The sequence below is a fragment of the Saccharothrix sp. HUAS TT1 genome (assembly GCF_040744945.1).
GTDB lineage: Bacteria > Actinomycetota > Actinomycetes > Mycobacteriales > Pseudonocardiaceae > Actinosynnema.
Genome location: NZ_CP160453.1, coordinates 215,051 through 231,113 on the forward strand (window position 1 = coordinate 215,051; position 16,063 = coordinate 231,113).

Sequence of the window (16,063 nt, forward strand, 5' to 3'; positions counted from 1 at the left end):
TGGGTGATGACCGTGATGACCGCTCTGTGCCATGCTCCGCTTGAACGCTCCTGGGCGTTCTCCGGCGGATCACCGTTCGGCTTCCCCCTGCCGACGAAGCCGCTGCCTATTGAACGGAGTTTGACGATGGTTGCGCACTCCCTGCAGAGAATCGTGGCCGCGCTCGCCCTCTGCGCGGGCATCGCCGTGATCGGCGCACCGCTCGCGACCGCCGACGAGGCCACCGCCCACGGCGGGCCGTACATGCCGCCGTACTCCGCGCTCCGGTGACACCGCCCGAGGCCGGGTTCGCGCGCGCGTGGGCTCGGCCTTGAGGCACAGTGGACGGCGTGAGCAGCGAAGCGTTGCGCCTGCGTGCGCCGCGGCACCAGGTGAGCCGCAAGTCGATCACCCTCTGGACCCTGCACGCGCTGATCGGCTGGGCGGTGCTGCTGGCGCCGCAACTGGTCGTGCTGGTCTTCTCCCGGTCACCGTGGCAGTTGGCCGCCGCGATCGCGACCGCCGTGCTCGGCGCCGCGCACACCCTGGTGATGCCGCGCTGGCGCTACCGGGTGCACCGCTGGGAGGCCACCCCGGACGCGGTGTACACGCTGGCCGGCTGGCTCAACCAGGAGTGGCGCATCGCGCCCGTCTCCCGCATCCAGACCGTGGACACCAAGCGCGGCCCGCTGCAACAGCTCCTCGGCCTGTCCACGGTGACCGTGACCACCGCCTCGGCGGCCGGGCCGGTGCTCATCGAGGGCCTCGACCACGACGACGCGGTGCGGTTGGCCGACGAGCTGACCACCACCACCCAGGCCACGCCGGGTGATGCCACGTGACCACCGAGCTGCCCGCCGCGCCGGAGTACGCCGAGCCGGTGGTGGACTGGCACCGGCTGGACGTGCGGATGCTGGTCGTCCGACCGCTCAACGAGCTGCTGGGCCTGGTCCCGCTGTTCGTCGGCCTGATCGTGCTGGGCAAGGGCGAGACGTGGCGCATCCTGGTCAGCGTCGGCGTGATCGCCGCGATCGTGCTGTTCGGCCTGCTGCGCTGGTTCACCACCCGCTACCGGATCACCACCGAGCAGGTCGAGATGCACACCGGCCTGTTCGTGCGCAAGCGGCTGGCCGTGCCGCGCGACCGGATCCGGACCGTCGACCTGACCGCGAAGCTCGGCCACCGGCTGTTCGGGCTGTCCGCGATCCGGGTCGGCACCGGGCAGCGCGACCAGCCCGGCGAGGACGGCCTGACGCTGGACGCGGTGTCGTCGGCGGAGGCGGAGCGGCTGCGCGTGCTGCTGCTGACGATCGCGACGGCGGGGGCGCCGGCGGCCGACGCCGCGGAGGAGCGGCCGGGCGTCGTGCTGTCCGAGTGGGACAACCGGTGGCTGCGGTACGCGCCGCTGACGCTGTCCGGCCTGGTGGCGGCGGGCGCGCTGTTCGGCTTCGTGATGAACTTCGCGCGGGAGCTGGACATCGAGGTGTTCGAGCCGATGACCGAGGCCGCGCACTGGGTCGTGGAACAACCGCTCGGGCTGACCATCGCGCTGTTCACCGGTGTCGTGCTGGTCGTGGCCACGCTCGGCTCGGTGCTGGTGTACGTGGTGCAGTTCTGGGGCTACCGGCTGACCCGCGAGCCGGACGACACGGTCCGGGTGCGCCGCGGCCTGCTCACCACGCGCTCGGTTTCCGTTGCCGAGCAACGACTCCGCGGCGTCGAGCTGGTCGAGCCGCTGCTGCTGCGAGCCGGGCGCGGCGCGCACGCGAAGACCGTGACGACGGGGTTGGGGCGCAAGGGCGAGAGCAACCTGCTGCTGCCGCCGGCCCCGGTCGCCGAGGCGCACCGGGTGTCCGCGGAGGTCCTGCGACAGGACGAGGCGCCGACGTTGACCCCGTTGCGCCGGCACCCGGTGGCCGCGCTGCGACGGCGGATGGTGCGCGCCGTGGCGCCGCTGCTGGTCCTCGCGGCCGTCCTGGCGTGGCTCGCGCCGAGCTGGACGTGGCAGGTGGTGCTCGCGCTCGTGCCGTTCTCCGCCGCCCTGGGCTGGGACCGCTACCGCTCGCTCGGCCACGCGCTGACCGACCGCCACCTGCTCGCCCGAGCCGGTTCGGCGATCCGGGAAACCGTTGCGCTGCAACGCACCGGCATCATCGGCTGGCGCGTGTCCCGCTCGTTCTTCCAACGCCGGGCGGGCCTGGTGACGATCACCGCCACCACCGCGGCGGGCGATGGCGCCTACCACGTCGTCGACGTGGCCGAGGCCGACGGCCTGGCGCTGGCCGACGCGGCGGTGCCGGACCTGCTGCGGCCGTTCCTGGAGCGGTGAGGCGGGGTGTCCCGGCGCTTTCCCCCCTGACCGGGACACCCCTCTCAACGCACCGCGCACGCCCTTGGGAGACGACGTGGCGCTGTGCACGTGACCACGGTAGGTCGGCCGGGTGGAGGTTTCGCTGCATGCGTCAACCAGTTCACGAAACCCCTCTGAACTGCGGTTATAACGCTCTGAGGCTAAACGGTGACCGGTCGGGGGCAAATCCGGCGGCAACCCCGGTGACGTGCTGACACGATGTGCCCATGCGGGAGGCCGAACAGCCGGCTCGATTCGCGCGCGCCCTGCGCAGGCGCCGCCGGGAGGCCGGGCTGACCCAGGCGGAACTGGCCGCCGCGTCCGGGATCAGCGTCCGCACGGTCCGCGCCGTCGAGCAGGGCAGGCCCGCCCGGCCGGGGTCGTTGGCGAAGCTCGCCGCGGCGGTCGGACTCGACTGGCCGCCCGCCGGACCGCGGGTCGACGTGCTGGGCCCGCTGGTGGTGCGGACCGAGGACGGCGTGCCGCGGTGGGAATCGCGCAAACCCCGAGTGCTGCTGGCCCTCCTCGCGGTGCACCCCGGCCAGGTCGTCGGGCACGGCGAGATCGTCGACGTGCTGTGGGACGGCGACCCGCCCGCCGCGCACCGGAACCTGGTGCACGGCTACGTCGCCAGGCTCCGGACTGCGCTGGGCGACGCGTCGGTGGTGCGGTCCGAGCGCGGCGGCTACCGGTCGGACCTGCCCGCCGACCGGCTCGACCTGGCCAGGTTCGACGCCCTGGCTGCGCGGTCCGACCTGGCCGCGCTCGGCGAGGCGCTGGACCTGTGGCGCGGGCCGGTGCTGGCCGACCTGCCCGAACTCCACTCGCACCCGACCGTGCGAGCCATCACCGCCCGCCGGGCGACCGCCGCGATCGCGCTGGCCGACCTGGCGCTCGAAGCGGGCACGCCGGGCACAGCGGTGGAGCACTTGCGCCGGCTGGTCGCCGACGAGCCGCTGCACGAGGGCCTGCACGCCCGGCTGCTGACGGCGCTGGCGGCCGACGGCAGGCAGGCGGCGGCGCTGGAGGAGTTCGCCCGCGTCCGGGCCAGGCTGGTGGGCGAACTGGGTGTGGAGCCGGGTCCCGAGCTGCGGGCCGCGCACGTGGGAGTGCTGCGGCAGGACCTGCCGGACGACCCGGTGGTCGAGCTGCCGACGCCCGCCCAGCTGCCGGTCGGGGTCAGCCACTTCACCGGCCGCGACGACGAACTGGCCAGGCTGGACGCGCTGCTCGACGAGCACGCCGGTGCGGTCCTGATCACCGCCATCGCGGGCGCCGCGGGCGTGGGGAAGACTGCGCTGGCGCTGCACTGGGCCAATCGGGTCCGCCACCGGTTCCCGGATGGTCAGCTGCACCTGGACCTGCGCGGGTTCGCCGCGCACGAGCCGATGCGCCCGGTCGAGGCGCTGGGACGGGTGCTGCGCGCGTTCGGCGTCCGCCCCGAGCTCGTGCCGTCCGATGTGGACGAAGCCGCCGCGGTGTACCGGTCGGTGCTGGCCGCGCGGCGGGTGCTGGTGGTGCTGGACAACGCGGCCGACGCGGACCAGGTGCGCCCGCTGCTGCCGAGCAGCCCCGGCAGCACGGCGCTGATCACCAGCCGGGACCGGCTCGGCGGGGTGGTCGCGCACGACGGCGCGGTGCGGCTCGCGCTGGACGTGCTCGCCGAGGAGGACTCGGTGGTGCTGCTGGAGCGGACGCTCGGCGCGGACCGCGTGGCCGCCGAGCCGAACGCCGCCCGGCAGCTCGCCGAGCTGTGCGCTCACCTGCCGCTGGCGCTGCGGGTCGTCGCGGCGAACCTGGCCGACCAGCCGCACCGGCTGATCGCCGACCAGGTCGAGGCGCTGCGGGAGGGCAACCGGTTGACCCAGCTGACCATCGACGGCGCGCGCGAAGCGGCCGTGCGGACCGCGTTCGAGCTGTCCTACCGGCGGCTCCCCGAGGCGCGGCGGCGGCTGTTCCGGGTGCTCGGCGCGGTGCCCGGCTCGACGTTCACCGCTGACGCGGCGGCGGCGCTGCTCGAGGCGGATCGGCGTCAGGCCGAGCAGGGGCTGCGCGCGCTGCTGTCCCTGCACCTGGTGCAGGAGCGGTCGGCCGGTCGGTACGGGTTCCACGACCTGCTCCGGCTGTACGCGCGGGAACTCGCCGAGTCGGAGGCGGACGCGGCGGGCCGGCTGCACGCCTGGTACCTCGACCACGCCGACGGCGCGGCCCGACTGCTGTACCCCGACATGCTGCGGCTGCCGGGCGCGCCGGCCGAGCGACCGCCGTTCGACGACGCGGGGGCCGCGCTGGCCTGGCTGGACGAGGAGATCGCCAACATCGCTGCCGCCGTCGGCGACCGCCGGTTCCCCGCGTCGCGCGGCACGGTGCTGTCGCTGGCGGACGCGGTGCGCGGCTACTTCCGGCTGTCCAGCAGGACCGGGCTGTGGCAGTCGACCGCCGAGGCCGCGGTCGCGGCGGCCACCGAGGGCGACGACCCGCGGGCAGCCGCGGCAGCCCACCTGAGCCTGAGCGGCGCGCACCTGAAGCGGTCCGACCTGGAGGCCGTGGCGGAGCACGCCTCGGCCGCGTTGTCCCTGGCCGGGGAAGCCGGGTGGACCGCGGGCGAGGCCGCCGCGGCCGGGACGCTGGCCTCCGTCGTGTTCAACCTCGGCCGGTTGACCGAGGCGAAGGCGTTGTTCGAGGAGACCCTTCGGTTCGGCGCCGAGCGGGTGACCGCCACGTCGCTGGTCAACCTCGGCAACGTGGCCCTGTTGGCCGGTGACCCGGTCGAGGCCGGGCGGCGGTACGGGCAGGCGGCCGCGCTGTGCCGCGAGATCGGCTCGCCCTACATCGAGGCGATGGCCCGCGGTTCGATGGCCGAGCTGGCGCGCATGGGCCGGCGGTTCGAGGAGGCGCGCGAGCACGTCCTCGCCGCCCTGGCGTTCTTCCGGCAGGTGCAGGACGAGGCGTCGGTGGGGCGCGGCCTGGCCACCCTCGCCGAGGTCGAGCGCGACTCCGGCGACCTGGACGGCGCACTCGCCACCGCCGAAGCCGCCTTGGAGATCACCCGTCGCTCCGGCGACCGCCTCGCTGAGATGGACGCGTTGAACACCCTGGGCGTGATCGCCGGCCTCAAGGGCGACCCCGCCCGCAGCCAGGAGTGCCACCGGCAGGCCCTCACCCTGGCCAGGCGGACGGGCGTCCGCTACCCCGAGATCAACGCGCTGCTCGGCCTCGGCGACCCGGAGTCGGTGCGAACGGCCCGTGACCTCGCCCGTGCCGGTGGCTTCGCTCAGGAGTCCTCGTCGGGTCCACCTGACTGATCGCGTTCCACTCGATCGTGTCCATCAAGGACCGCAGCGCCCACCACGCGCCCCCGGAGACCCGGCGCGCCACCACGAGCGTGATGAGATTGGTAGGGCCCGCCACCCGAAGCGACGCGGGGTCGGGGACGTGGGACGACTAGGCTCGCCCAGGTGATGGATCGCTTGGTGTGGATCGACTGCGAGATGACAGGACTCGAACTCGGCAAGGACGCCTTGATCGAGATCGCGGCACTGGTGACCGACGCGGAGCTGAACGTGCTCGGCGAGGGCGTGGACGTGGTGATCCACGCCGACGACACCGCGCTCGACTCGATGCCCGACGTCGTCATGCAGATGCACGCCAAGTCCGGGCTGACCGAGGAGGTCCGCCGCTCCACCGCGTCGCTCGCCGACGCCGAGGCGCAGGTGCTGGCCTACATCAAGGAGTGGGTGCCGGACCCGCGCACCGCGCCGCTGGCGGGCAACTCCATCGCCACCGACCGCGGCTTCATCGCCCGCGACATGCCCGAGCTGGACGCCCACCTGCACTACCGGATGGTCGACGTCTCCTCGATCAAGGAGCTGTGCAGGCGCTGGTACCCGCGCATCTACTACGCGCAGCCCGGCAAGGGCCTGGCGCACCGCGCGCTCGCCGACATCAAGGAGTCGATCCGCGAGCTGGCCTACTACCGGCGGACGGCGTTCGTGCCGCAACCGGGGCCGACGTCGGAGCAGGCGCAGGCCGTCGCCGCCGAGCTGCTGGCCGCCGACGAGCGGAAATAGGGTCGATTTCAGACCCGGCGGTAGGGCACTGTATGCTTCACGCGCCGGGTCAACCGGTCTTGGTGGGTGTAGCTCAGCTGGCAGAGCACTGGGTTGTGATCCCAGGTGTCGCGGGTTCAAGTCCCGTCACTCACCCCAAGCGGAACGCCCCTCGACGCCCTGTCGGGGGGCGTCTTCCTTTGCCCTGGAGTCGTTCATGAGCGCCACCCTCGTCGCGAAGGACCTGGCCGCCGGGCACGGCGACCGCGTGCTGTTCTCCGGGTTGGACCTGGTCGTCGGACCGGGTGAGGTGATCGGCCTGGTCGGCGCCAACGGCGCGGGCAAGTCGACCCTGCTGAGGACGTTGGCCGGGTTGCTGCCCGCCGAGCAGGGTGTGATCCGCCTCTCCCCCGTCACGGCCACCGTCGGCCACCTGCCGCAGGAACCGGACCGCCGGCCGGGCGAGGCGGTGCGGGAGTTCCTGGCCCGCCGCACGGGGGTGGCGGCGGCGCAAGCCGAGCTGGACCGCGCCACCGAGGCGTTGGCCGCCGGGTCGGGTGACGACGACTACTCCGACGCGCTGGAGCGGTGGCTGGCGCTGGGCGGCGCGGACCTGGAGGAGCGGTCGCTGGAGGTGGCCGCCGAACTGGGGCTGGACGTGTCGCTCGACCTGCCGATGACCGCTCTGTCCGGCGGCCAGGCGGCCCGGGTGAGCATGGCGTCGTTGCTGCTCAGCAGGTACGACGTGTTCCTGCTCGACGAGCCGACCAACGACCTGGACCTGGACGGCCTGGCCCGGCTGGAGCGGTTCGTGACGGGTCTGCGCGCGGGCGCCGTGGTGGTGTCGCACGACCGCGAGTTCCTGGCCCGCACGGTGACCCGGGTGGTGGAGCTGGACCTGGCGCAGCAGCAGGTGCGGTCCTACGGCGGCGGGTACGAGTCGTACCTGGAGGAGCGCGAGATCGCCCGCAGGCACGCGCGTGAGGAGTACGAGGAGTACGCGTCGACGCGGTCGTCGTTGGAGGAGCGCGCGCGGTCGCAGCGGGCGTGGATGGAGAAGGGCGTCAAGAACGCCCGGCGCAAGGCCCCGGACAACGACAAGTCGGGGCGCAAGTTCCGCACCGAGGCGACCGAGAAGCAGGCGTCCAAGGCCCGGCAGACCGAGCGGCTGATCGAACGGCTCGACGTGGTCGAGGAGCCGCGCAAGGAGTGGGAGCTGCGGATGGAGATCGCCGCCGCGCCCCGGTCCGGCGCGGTGGTGGCGGTGCTGCGGTCGGCGGTGGTGGAGCGCGGGTCGTTCGCGCTCGGACCGGTGGACCTGCAGGTGGACTGGGCCGACCGGATCGCGATCACCGGCGCGAACGGCTCCGGCAAGTCGACGTTGCTGGCGGCGCTGCTCGGCCGGGTCGACCTGGCGTCGGGGTCGTCGTCCCTGGGCCCGGGTGTGGTCGTCGGCGAGATCGACCAGGCCCGCGGGCTGTTCCTGGGCGAGGAGTCGCTGCTGGACGCCTTCGGCGCGGCCGTGCCGGACCTGCCGCCCGCCGACGTGCGCACGCTGCTGGCGAAGTTCGGGCTGAAGGCGGCGCACGTGCTGCGGACGGCGGCGTCGCTGTCACCCGGCGAGCGCACGCGTGCCGCGTTGGCGCTGCTCCAGGCGCGCGGGGTGAACCTGCTGGTGCTGGACGAGCCGACGAACCACCTGGACCTGCCCGCGATCGAGCAGCTGGAGTCCGCGCTGGACACCTACACCGGCACGTTGCTGCTGGTCACCCACGACCGGCGGATGCTGGACGCGGTGCGCACGACCCGCCGCCTGGTGGTGGCGGCGGGTCGGGTGACCGAGGTCTAGCGCGATGGGGTCCTAGCGCGATGGGGTCCTAGCGGTTGCCCTTCACCCACTGGTCCCACGGGATCTGCCAGTCGCCGAAGCCGTCCCAGGGCTGCAGCTCCGGCCCGCCGGAGTTGGTGACGACCACGACGTCGCCCTGCTTGGAGTTGTCGAACACCCACTTGGCGTTCTCGGGCGACAGGTTCAGGCAGCCGTGGCTGACGTTGCGGTGGCCCTGGTCGCCGATCGACCACGGCGCGCCGTGGAAGAAGATGCCGGAGGTGGACATCCGGAAGGCCCAGTCGACCGGCGTCACGTAGCCGCCCGCCTCCAGCGAGAGGCCGTAGGTGCGGGAGTCCATCACCATGTGCGCGTGCTTCTCCGTGAGCACGTAGACGCCCGTGGGAGTCGGGTTCTGCGCGTCGCCCATCGAGGTGGGCATGGTGCGCACGACCTGGCCGTTGACCTTGGTGACCACCTGGTGGGTCTGGCCGTCCGCTTCGTGGATGACGGCGTCGCCGATCGTGGTGGTGACCAGGCGGTCCTCTTCGCCGTAGACGCCGTTGCCGACGTGCTTGCCGTAGATCTTGGCGTTGATGGTGACCTTGGTGCCGGGCGCCCAGTAGGCCTGCGGGCGCCAGTGCACGGTCTCCTCGTCGAACCAGTAGAAGGCGCCCTCGACCCGCGGCTCGGTGGTGATGGAGATCATCGCCTCGGCGGCGGCCTTGTCGGCGATCGGCTCGTCGAAGTAGAAGGCGAGCGGCTGGCCGACGCCGACCGTCGTGCCGTCCAGCGGGTTGATCGAGAGGTAGGTCAGCGTGCGCGGCTTGACGGTGGTGAAGCTGGAGGTCTTGGTGACGGGCTTGCCGTCCGAGCCCACGCCGGTCACGGCCAGCGTGTAGGTCCTCTGGTAGCCCAGCGGCTCGGTGTTGGTCCACTGGAGACCGTCGGGGCTCAACTGGCCGGTGACGGCCTTGCCGTCGCCGTTGGTCAGCGCGACGTCGGTGATCTTGCCGTCGGTGGCCGTGGCGACGACCGGCACGCCGGGCGGCACGTCGACCGCCGCGTCCGCCGGGCCGGTGCTCAGCGACACGGGCTTCGGCGGCGGTGTGGACGAGGTGGTCGTGGTGCTCTCCCCCGCCGCGCCGCCCTCGGTCGCGACCGAGCCGGACGAGCAACTTGTGACCAACGTCGCAACGAGCCCGATCGCGACGATTCCCAGCGCTCCACGCGCCCCCCGCTTGCGGTGCATCCCATCCTCCGCTTCGTCCCCGAAACGCCCGTGACTGCCTGCAACAGGAGTCCGGTGGCGTCCCCTGACAAGGGGACGCCTGAAGGGTTGACGATGTTGCCCGAGATGCTGGATCGTTACCAAGGCGAAGTTCCCCCTGCGACAGGGCGGCACACGGGCCCTGACCAGGCGATTGGGAGCTGCGTCAGACGCTGTGCTAATGTTCTCCGCGTCGGACAGAGCAACAACGTCCGAGCGCCGCTAGCTCAACTGGCAGAGCAGCTGACTCTTAATCAGCGGGTTCGGGGTTCGAGTCCCTGGCGGCGCACAACACAGCGAGAGGGCCACCATTCCGGTGGCCCTCTCGCTGTTTATTCACCAGGCCCGCCATCAGCGCGAATAGCACCGCGAGCAGCCGCTGCCCCATTCACCGCGGCAATGCTTCCCGACGTGCTCCGCATTCGGTGGAACAGGTCGCGATCAGCCGAACCCGAGCGAGATCCGCCTCTTCGCCAACAATCGCGTCCGCTGCACGTCGAGGTCCGTGGCCGCGTCCTCTTGGCGGTCCAAGCGGTCGTAGGACTTGGCCAGCAGCCAGTGCGCCGCCTCGGCCCCGATCGGGGTGAGCGGGCCCTGTTCGGACAGGCGGTGGTGCGCCACGTCGACGTCCCGGGTGACGAAGGCGGTCCGGATGACGCCGCCGGCCAGCTCGTCCACCAGGAACACCATGGCGTGCTCGTCGGCGGCGAACCGGTAGGCGCAGATCAGGGCCAGGTAGCCGGCGTCCAGCGACCGGTCGCAGATCCAGGCCCCGCCGACGGTCAGGGCCGGGCCGGCGGGCGTGACGGCGTTCGCGGCCCACTCGCGGGGGCGCCCGACGAGCACGGCGGCCAGGACGCGCAGCAGGGCGTGGTTGCGGCGGCTGGGCAGCGACACGGCGTGCTCGATCAACCCCGCCCAGAACTCCTCGTCCGGCCGGACGTCGGCGACCGCGCTGCTGACGGTCAGCTCCGCCTCCAGCGGGTCGAGGACGTTCGGCAGGGCTCGGCAGCGGTGGACGACCCGGCGCTGCGCCGGGGTCAGCGCGATCCCCTGTGGACGGTGCACGACCACGATCGGCCGTCGTTTGGCGGGCTGCGACTTCCGGCTCACCGGCCGAGGCTGGCACGTCCGGGCACGTGCCGGACGGCAACGCGCACCGGTTGCGCCGACACCGCACCCGAAAGAGGACAATCGGTGGTCGTGGACTCCCTGCGCGAGGCGTTGTGGCGGGCCGCGGTGAACCGCCGGGCCGCGCTGCCGCGCACCTCCGACCTCCCACCGGCCGAAGTGGACGACGCGGTGCGGGTGGTGTTGAGGCACGCCTTCGAGCACCTGTGGGAGCACGGCTGGCTGCCTTACGACGTGTTCGAGATCGTGAGGCGCAACGGGGACGAGCGCGCGCTGTCGTTCCTGGTCGACTCGCTGGCCCTGGAGGCGTCCCGCTACCCCGCGCTGCACCCGCGCTGGCAGGAGCAGCTGGCGGAGATCGGGGCGACGATCTGGTGGGACGCCGACCAGCCGCACGTCGACCAGTGGGCGGGCAGGCACATCGAGCTGCGCGACGACGCCGTGGCCGTCGCGGTGGCGGTGCTGGCGGTGCTGCTCGGGTTGCCCGCCCTGCCGGTGATCGTGCCGAAGCCGGGCACGCCGCTGGCCGCCGTCGACCACCACCACGTCCACCCGAAGATCCTCAACCGGGTGCGCGGGCTGCTGGCCAAGGCCGAGTCGACCGCGTTCGCCGAGGAGGCCGAGGCGCTGTCGGCCAAGGCGCAGGAGCTGGTGACGCGGCACGCGCTGGAGCGGATGCCGCTGGAGGCGCCGACCACGACGTCGCGCCGGCTGTGGCTGGACAAGCGGTACTTCGACGGCAAGGCGCAGGTCGTGCACGTGGTCGCGGAGGCCAACCGCTGCCGGGCCGTGGTGTACGACCTGGGGTTCGTGGCGCTGGTCGGCGAGGAGCTCGACCTGGAGATCGTGGAGCTGCTGTCGGCGTCGTTGCTGGTCCAGGCCACGCGGGCGATGGTCGCGGCGGGTGAGAAGGCGCGCAAGGGCGACGAGGCGCGGTCGGCGTCGTTCCGCAAGTCGTTCCTGCTGTCCTACGCGCACCGGATCGGGGAACGGCTGCGGGCGGCGAACGAGGTGCCCGCCGACGACGACCGGTTGCTGCCGGTGCTGGCCGAGCGCAAGAAGGCGGTGGAGGAGTACTTCGGCGCGATGTTCACCAGGACCGTCGCCAAGACGACGCCGGTGCGCAGCGCGGCGGGGTGGGACGCGGGCCGCTCGGCGGCCGACCGGGCCAACCTGTCGATCACCTGACCCGGCGGTCCCCCGGAACTGTCGGTGCCCGTCCGTACCCTCCGCGCCATGACCACCGCGATGGAAGTGCGCAGGCTGTTCAACGTCACGCAGGAGACCCGGTCCCGCTTCAACCACTGGTACGGCGGGCGGGAGCACGTCGTGGCGCACGTGATGGCGCACGAGGCCGTCGCGGTGCACCGGATCACCGCGGACGAGGTCGAGGCCGCGTGCCGGAGCGCGCCGCGACCGGGTCCGGCCGACGTGCCGGAGGTCCGGGAGTGGCGGCCCGACTTCGCCTTCGCCCACGTCGCGCACCACGTGGTCGAGGCGCTGGGCCGATTACCCGGCTGGCCGGAGTTCCGCGAGTTCTGCGAGGCCGACGAGCGGGCGCGGGCGATGCTGTGGACGCCGGCGCGCGAGGTGGTCGCGGAGGTCGGCCCGGAGGGGCGGGCCGCGCTGCGCGACCGGGTCGTGTCGGACTTCCTCGGGTTCCTGCGGGACGTGTACGTGCTCGCCGTGCTGCGCGGGCACGGGCTCGACGTGCGGGTGCACCCGTTGGCGGACACCGTGTTCCGGGTCGACGCGTGGGCGGATCGGCTGATCCTCAACCCGCGCGGCGGCGGGCAGCGGTCGGCCGGACTGCTGGTGCACGCGGCGCCGCCGTTCTTCTTCGCCGACCTGGGGGTCACCGGGACCACCAGGGTCGGCGCCGCCGTGCTGCCGTCGCGCGACCAGCTCGACCGGGCGGCGCGGAGGCTGCGGGAGGTGCTGCACCCGGCGTGAGCCATCATGGCCGGGTGGCGAACCTGGAGACGACGGACGACGTCCGCGCCCGGATGAGCAAGCAGCGCTCGCGCGACACGGGCATCGAGGTGGCGTTGCGGCGCGAGCTGCACCGGCTCGGGTTGCGCTACCGGGTGCACCAGCGGCCGGTGCGGGCGGTGCGGCGCGAGGCGGACGTCGTGTTCGGGCCCGCGAAGGTGGCGGTGTTCGTGGACGGGTGCTTCTGGCACGGCTGCCCGGAGCACGGCACGTGGCCGAAGCGCAACGGCGAGTTCTGGCGCGCCAAGATCGAGGCGAACCAGGCCCGTGACGTGAACACCGACCAGGTGCTGGCGGAGGCGGGGTGGCTCGCGGTGCGGGTGTGGGAGCACGAGGAGCCGTCGGTCGCGGCGAGTCGGGTGCGGACGGCGGTGCTGGAGCGGCGTGGTCGGCTAGCCTGATCCCGTGCTGTCCATGATCGACCTGTTCGCCGGCTGCGGTGGCATGACCTCCGGGTTCGCCGCGGCGGGCGGTTACCGGTCGGTCATGGCGGTCGAGTGGGACCTGCACGCGGCGGCGACGTACGCGGCGAACTTCGGCGAGGACCACATCCGCTGGTCGGACATCGCGGCCGTGCCGGACAGCGCGATCCCCGAGGTGGACGTGATCGTGGGCGGTCCGCCGTGCCAGGGGTTCTCGAACCTGGGCTCGCGGGACGTCGACGACCCGCGCAACTCGCTGTGGCGCGAGTACCTGCGGTTCGTGCGGCGGGCCCGGCCGTCGGTGTTCGTGATCGAGAACGTCGACCGGTTCCTGGCGTCGACCGAGTTCGCGCTGCTCCAGGACGAGACCGAGGGCTACGAGCTGAGCGCGGGCATCCTGCACGCGGCGGATTTCGGCGTGCCGCAGCGGCGTCGGCGGGCGATCGTGATCGGCTCGCGGATCGGTCGCGTGCCGCTGCCCGCGGCGACCCACCCGCGGGGGCGCTGGCACACCGTGGGCGACGTGCTGCGCGGGTTGCCGGAGCAGCCGGTGACCACGGCCCTGCCGGACTCGGTGGTGGAGTTCTTCGGCCGTGAGCTGCCCGGCCCGTTCAAGAGCCCGGACCTGCACATCGGCCGCAACCCGACGCCGATGTCGCTGGCGCGGTACCGCCACGTCCCGCCCGGCGGCGGGCGGTTCGACCTGCCGGACGAGCTGCTGCCGCGGTGCTGGCGGGAGAAGAAGACCGGCACCACCGACGTGATGGGCCGGATGCGGTGGGACGAGCCGTCGCTGACCATCCGCACCGAGTTCTACAAGCCCGAGAAGGGCCGCTACCTGCACCCGCAGTGGGAGCCGGGCGAGGACGGGCACCGGGTCGACCGCCCGATCACCCACCTGGAAGCCGCGCGCCTGCAGAGCTTCCCCGACTCGTTCGAGTGGTGCGGCACGAAGATCGAAGTGGCCAGGCAGATCGGCAACGCCGTGCCGCCGTCCCTGGCCAGGGCCATCGCCGAGCACCTGAAGCCCTACCTGACCGGCGGCGCCCCGATCACCCCATCGTGTCCACTCTGCCCCTGACACCGCTCCACACCCCCGAAACTGTCGGACCCCGTCCGTAACGTCATCGCCATGACGACAACCACGTACGAGAACTCGGTCCGCATCGGCACCACGACCTACCAGCTGGTGGCCACCGCCGACCCCGACCTGTCGGTGAACCTGGCGGGCGTCGACGGCACGGGAGTCCTGGTGGCCGAGGGCGCCCTCCGCCTGCCCGCCGACGCGGGCGCCAGGATCGGCAAGCTGCTCGCCCAGGTGCTGGAGGCCCTGGGCAAGCTCAGCACCCCGTCATCACCCGGCGCCCGGGACCGCCCGGCCAACGCCAACCAGCCGTGGAGCCAGGAACTGGACGACGACCTGCGCACCGACTGGCTGGCCGCACCCCAGGACACCCCGACCGCCGAGCTGATCCGCTCGATCGCCAAGCGCCTGGAACGCTCCCCCACCTCGATCAGGTCGCGGTTGGCGAAGGTGGGCTGCGACCCCGACGTGCCGGGCCGGGCGCTGTCCGACGAGGGCGCCCAGGTGTTCCGCGTTCAGGGTCCGGATCAGGGGCGGGTCAGGGGTGAACCCGATTCGGCGCAGGAGGGGGCGGGGTGATGCTCGTGGTGGACGCGTAGGGCGAGGAAAGGACCTCTCGTGGAGATCACCGGGCTCATCTCGGCGCTGATCATCGGCGTGATCGTCGGCGGTCTGGGACGGCTGGTCGTGCCGGGCAGGCAGAAGATTTCGATGGTGATGACGCTGCTGGTCGGCATCGCGGCGGCCTTGCTGGGCACGCTCGCGGCCTCGGCCATGGGAGTCGCCGACACCTCGGGCATCGACTGGATCGAACTGGCCCTCCAAGTCGGCCTGGCCGGCGTGGGCGTCACCACCCTGGCCCGCCGAAGGACCCACCAACCCCAATAACCCAACAACCCCGTGCCCACCAACCCCAACCCAACCACTCACCTCACAGAGCCGGGCCAACCCCCACCAACCCAGGCCCGACCCAGCTCTGCAAGGCATCACCGACCCACCCGGCACGCCCCCCGGCCTGGCCGGCCTTGGCTTGGCGTACCGGCACGGCACGGCACGGCACGGCACGGCACGGCACGGCACGGCACGGGGGTAGTCGACCCGACCCGGCTCGCATCACCCGACCCGGTCGCCCGGCCCGGCTCAGCGCGGCTTGGCAGACCCATTTCAGGGCCGAAGCAGCACAACTCGACCCCTGCGCGGCGCTAGTCGCCGGGCCGGGGCGGGCCCGGCGACCGGGTCGGGCTGAGCCGGGCCGGGCTGGGGTAGGGCGGGGCGGGCTGGGGCAGGCCGGGGCGGGCCACCTCTGCGCCCGGCACTAATCGCGTCGGCTCAGCTCAGGATCGGGCTTGGCTGGGTCGGGGCCGAGTCGGGCTGTGTCCTGCTGGCGCGGGTCGACTGGGTCGGGCTGGCTTGTCGGGCCGGTTCAGGTTCGGTCGGCAGTCCAGCCAATCTTGACCCGACCCGACCCGACCCGACCCGACCCGGCCCGACCCGGCCCGACCCGACTCGGCCCAACTCGGCCCGGCCCGACCCGGCCCGGCTTGGCTCGACCCGATCCGGCCCGACCCGGCTTGACCCGACCCGACCCGACCCGACCCGACTCGGCCCGACCCGACTCGGCCCGGCTTGGCTCGACCCGGCCCAACTCGGCCTGGGCCGGCTCGGCCCGGCTCAGCCCGGTCTGGCCCGGCCCGGCTCGGGCTCGGGCTCGGGCTTGGCCTGGCTTGGCGCGGTGCGGTGCGGTCGCGGCCCGGCGCGGATCGAGTCGGCACGAGTCGGCACGAGTCGGGCTTGGCACGGGTCGTGCCGGGCCGGAGTTGGCAGGAATGGGCTTGGCGCGGGTTGGTGCGGGTCGCGCCGGGCCGGGTCGGCATGGGGCGGGGCGGAGTGGTGTGGGTTGGGCCATGACGAGTTGGCGCGGGGTGAGCTGGGTTGGGTGGCCGAGTCGGGAGGGTTGG

Annotated in this window: 14 protein-coding genes and 2 tRNA genes; 14 read left to right on the top strand and 2 right to left on the bottom strand. The window is 73.0% G+C overall.

Annotation, left to right across the window (positions count from 1 at the left end):
* The first annotated feature begins 126 nt into the window (after nt 1-126).
* From AB0F89_RS01020 to AB0F89_RS01050, 7 genes are all read left to right on the top strand, one after another.
* On the top strand, nt 127-270 hold the full coding sequence (locus AB0F89_RS01020; RefSeq protein ID WP_367131613.1) for a hypothetical protein: 144 nt from the start codon (nt 127-129) through the stop codon (nt 268-270).
* 59 nt (nt 271-329) lie between these two features.
* On the top strand, nt 330-821 hold the full coding sequence (locus AB0F89_RS01025; protein ID WP_367131615.1) for a PH domain-containing protein: 492 nt from the start codon (nt 330-332) through the stop codon (nt 819-821).
* A complete protein-coding gene (locus AB0F89_RS01030) occupies nt 818-2,308 on the top strand; it encodes a PH domain-containing protein (protein WP_367131617.1) in 1,491 nt (496 codons plus the stop codon). The genes AB0F89_RS01025 and AB0F89_RS01030 overlap by 4 nt, the downstream gene beginning before the upstream one ends.
* Nucleotides 2,309-2,556: 248 nt before the next feature.
* A complete protein-coding gene (locus tag AB0F89_RS01035) occupies nt 2,557-5,634 on the top strand; it encodes a BTAD domain-containing putative transcriptional regulator (protein ID WP_367131619.1) in 3,078 nt (1,025 codons plus the stop codon).
* 153 nt (nt 5,635-5,787) lie between these two features.
* The gene (orn, locus tag AB0F89_RS01040; RefSeq protein WP_367131621.1) at nt 5,788-6,399 is read left to right on the top strand and encodes an oligoribonuclease; all 612 of its coding nucleotides are present in this window, start codon (nt 5,788-5,790) and stop codon (nt 6,397-6,399) included.
* Between the two features lie 62 nt (nt 6,400-6,461).
* Nucleotides 6,462-6,537 (top strand) — tRNA-His (locus tag AB0F89_RS01045).
* Nucleotides 6,538-6,595: 58 nt separating this feature from the next.
* Nucleotides 6,596-8,227, top strand: a complete 1,632-nt coding sequence (locus AB0F89_RS01050) for an ABC-F family ATP-binding cassette domain-containing protein (RefSeq protein WP_367131623.1) — start codon at nt 6,596-6,598, stop codon at nt 8,225-8,227.
* A gap of 28 nt (nt 8,228-8,255) precedes the next feature.
* On the opposite strand, the gene AB0F89_RS01055 is transcribed toward AB0F89_RS01050, so the two are convergent.
* Complete coding sequence (locus AB0F89_RS01055; RefSeq protein ID WP_367131625.1) at nt 8,256-9,395, bottom strand: Ig-like domain-containing protein; 1,140 nt, start codon at nt 9,393-9,395, stop codon at nt 8,256-8,258.
* A gap of 297 nt (nt 9,396-9,692) precedes the next feature.
* Here AB0F89_RS01055 and AB0F89_RS01060 point away from each other — a divergent pair.
* Nucleotides 9,693-9,765: transfer RNA gene (locus AB0F89_RS01060), tRNA-Lys, on the top strand.
* A 152-nt stretch (nt 9,766-9,917) separates the two neighbouring features.
* On the opposite strand, the gene AB0F89_RS01065 is transcribed toward AB0F89_RS01060, so the two are convergent.
* Nucleotides 9,918-10,589, bottom strand: coding sequence for a hypothetical protein (locus AB0F89_RS01065; protein ID WP_367131627.1), 672 nt, complete (start codon nt 10,587-10,589; stop codon nt 9,918-9,920).
* 84 nt (nt 10,590-10,673) lie between these two features.
* Here AB0F89_RS01065 and AB0F89_RS01070 point away from each other — a divergent pair, with 84 nt between their 5' ends.
* Genes AB0F89_RS01070 through AB0F89_RS01095 form a run of 6 tightly spaced genes read left to right on the top strand, consistent with a single transcriptional unit; the run spans nt 10,674 to nt 14,993 of the window.
* Nucleotides 10,674-11,795 (top strand): DUF2786 domain-containing protein, encoded by a 1,122-nt coding sequence (locus AB0F89_RS01070; protein WP_367131629.1) that lies wholly within the window; start codon nt 10,674-10,676, stop codon nt 11,793-11,795.
* 48 nt (nt 11,796-11,843) lie between these two features.
* Entirely contained in the window at nt 11,844-12,560 is a 717-nt protein-coding gene (locus tag AB0F89_RS01075) for a hypothetical protein (RefSeq protein WP_367131630.1), read from the top strand.
* 53 nt (nt 12,561-12,613) lie between these two features.
* Entirely contained in the window at nt 12,614-13,000 is a 387-nt protein-coding gene (locus AB0F89_RS01080; protein WP_367138638.1) for a very short patch repair endonuclease, read from the top strand.
* A gap of 13 nt (nt 13,001-13,013) precedes the next feature.
* Nucleotides 13,014-14,102, top strand: coding sequence for a DNA cytosine methyltransferase (locus tag AB0F89_RS01085; RefSeq protein WP_367138640.1), 1,089 nt, complete (start codon nt 13,014-13,016; stop codon nt 14,100-14,102).
* A 51-nt stretch (nt 14,103-14,153) separates the two neighbouring features.
* Nucleotides 14,154-14,684, top strand: coding sequence for a hypothetical protein (locus AB0F89_RS01090; protein WP_367131632.1), 531 nt, complete (start codon nt 14,154-14,156; stop codon nt 14,682-14,684).
* Between the two features lie 39 nt (nt 14,685-14,723).
* On the top strand, nt 14,724-14,993 hold the full coding sequence (locus tag AB0F89_RS01095; RefSeq protein WP_367131634.1) for a GlsB/YeaQ/YmgE family stress response membrane protein: 270 nt from the start codon (nt 14,724-14,726) through the stop codon (nt 14,991-14,993).
* Nucleotides 14,994-16,063: the final 1,070 nt, after the last annotated feature.

What these genes read in the sequence shown, in the direction of transcription:
- AB0F89_RS01020 (WP_367131613.1), top strand. Translation starts at nt 127, where the DNA reads ATGGTTGCGCACTCCCTGCAGAGAATCGTGGCCGCGCTCGCCCTCTGC.
- AB0F89_RS01080 (WP_367138638.1), top strand. Translation starts at nt 12,614, where the DNA reads ATGAGCAAGCAGCGCTCGCGCGACACGGGCATCGAGGTGGCGTTGCGG.
- AB0F89_RS01075 (WP_367131630.1), top strand. Translation starts at nt 11,844, where the DNA reads ATGACCACCGCGATGGAAGTGCGCAGGCTGTTCAACGTCACGCAGGAG.
- AB0F89_RS01085 (WP_367138640.1), top strand. Translation starts at nt 13,014, where the DNA reads ATGATCGACCTGTTCGCCGGCTGCGGTGGCATGACCTCCGGGTTCGCC.
- AB0F89_RS01035 (WP_367131619.1), top strand. Translation starts at nt 2,557, where the DNA reads ATGCGGGAGGCCGAACAGCCGGCTCGATTCGCGCGCGCCCTGCGCAGG.
- AB0F89_RS01090 (WP_367131632.1), top strand. Translation starts at nt 14,154, where the DNA reads ATGACGACAACCACGTACGAGAACTCGGTCCGCATCGGCACCACGACC.
- AB0F89_RS01050 (WP_367131623.1), top strand. Translation starts at nt 6,596, where the DNA reads ATGAGCGCCACCCTCGTCGCGAAGGACCTGGCCGCCGGGCACGGCGAC.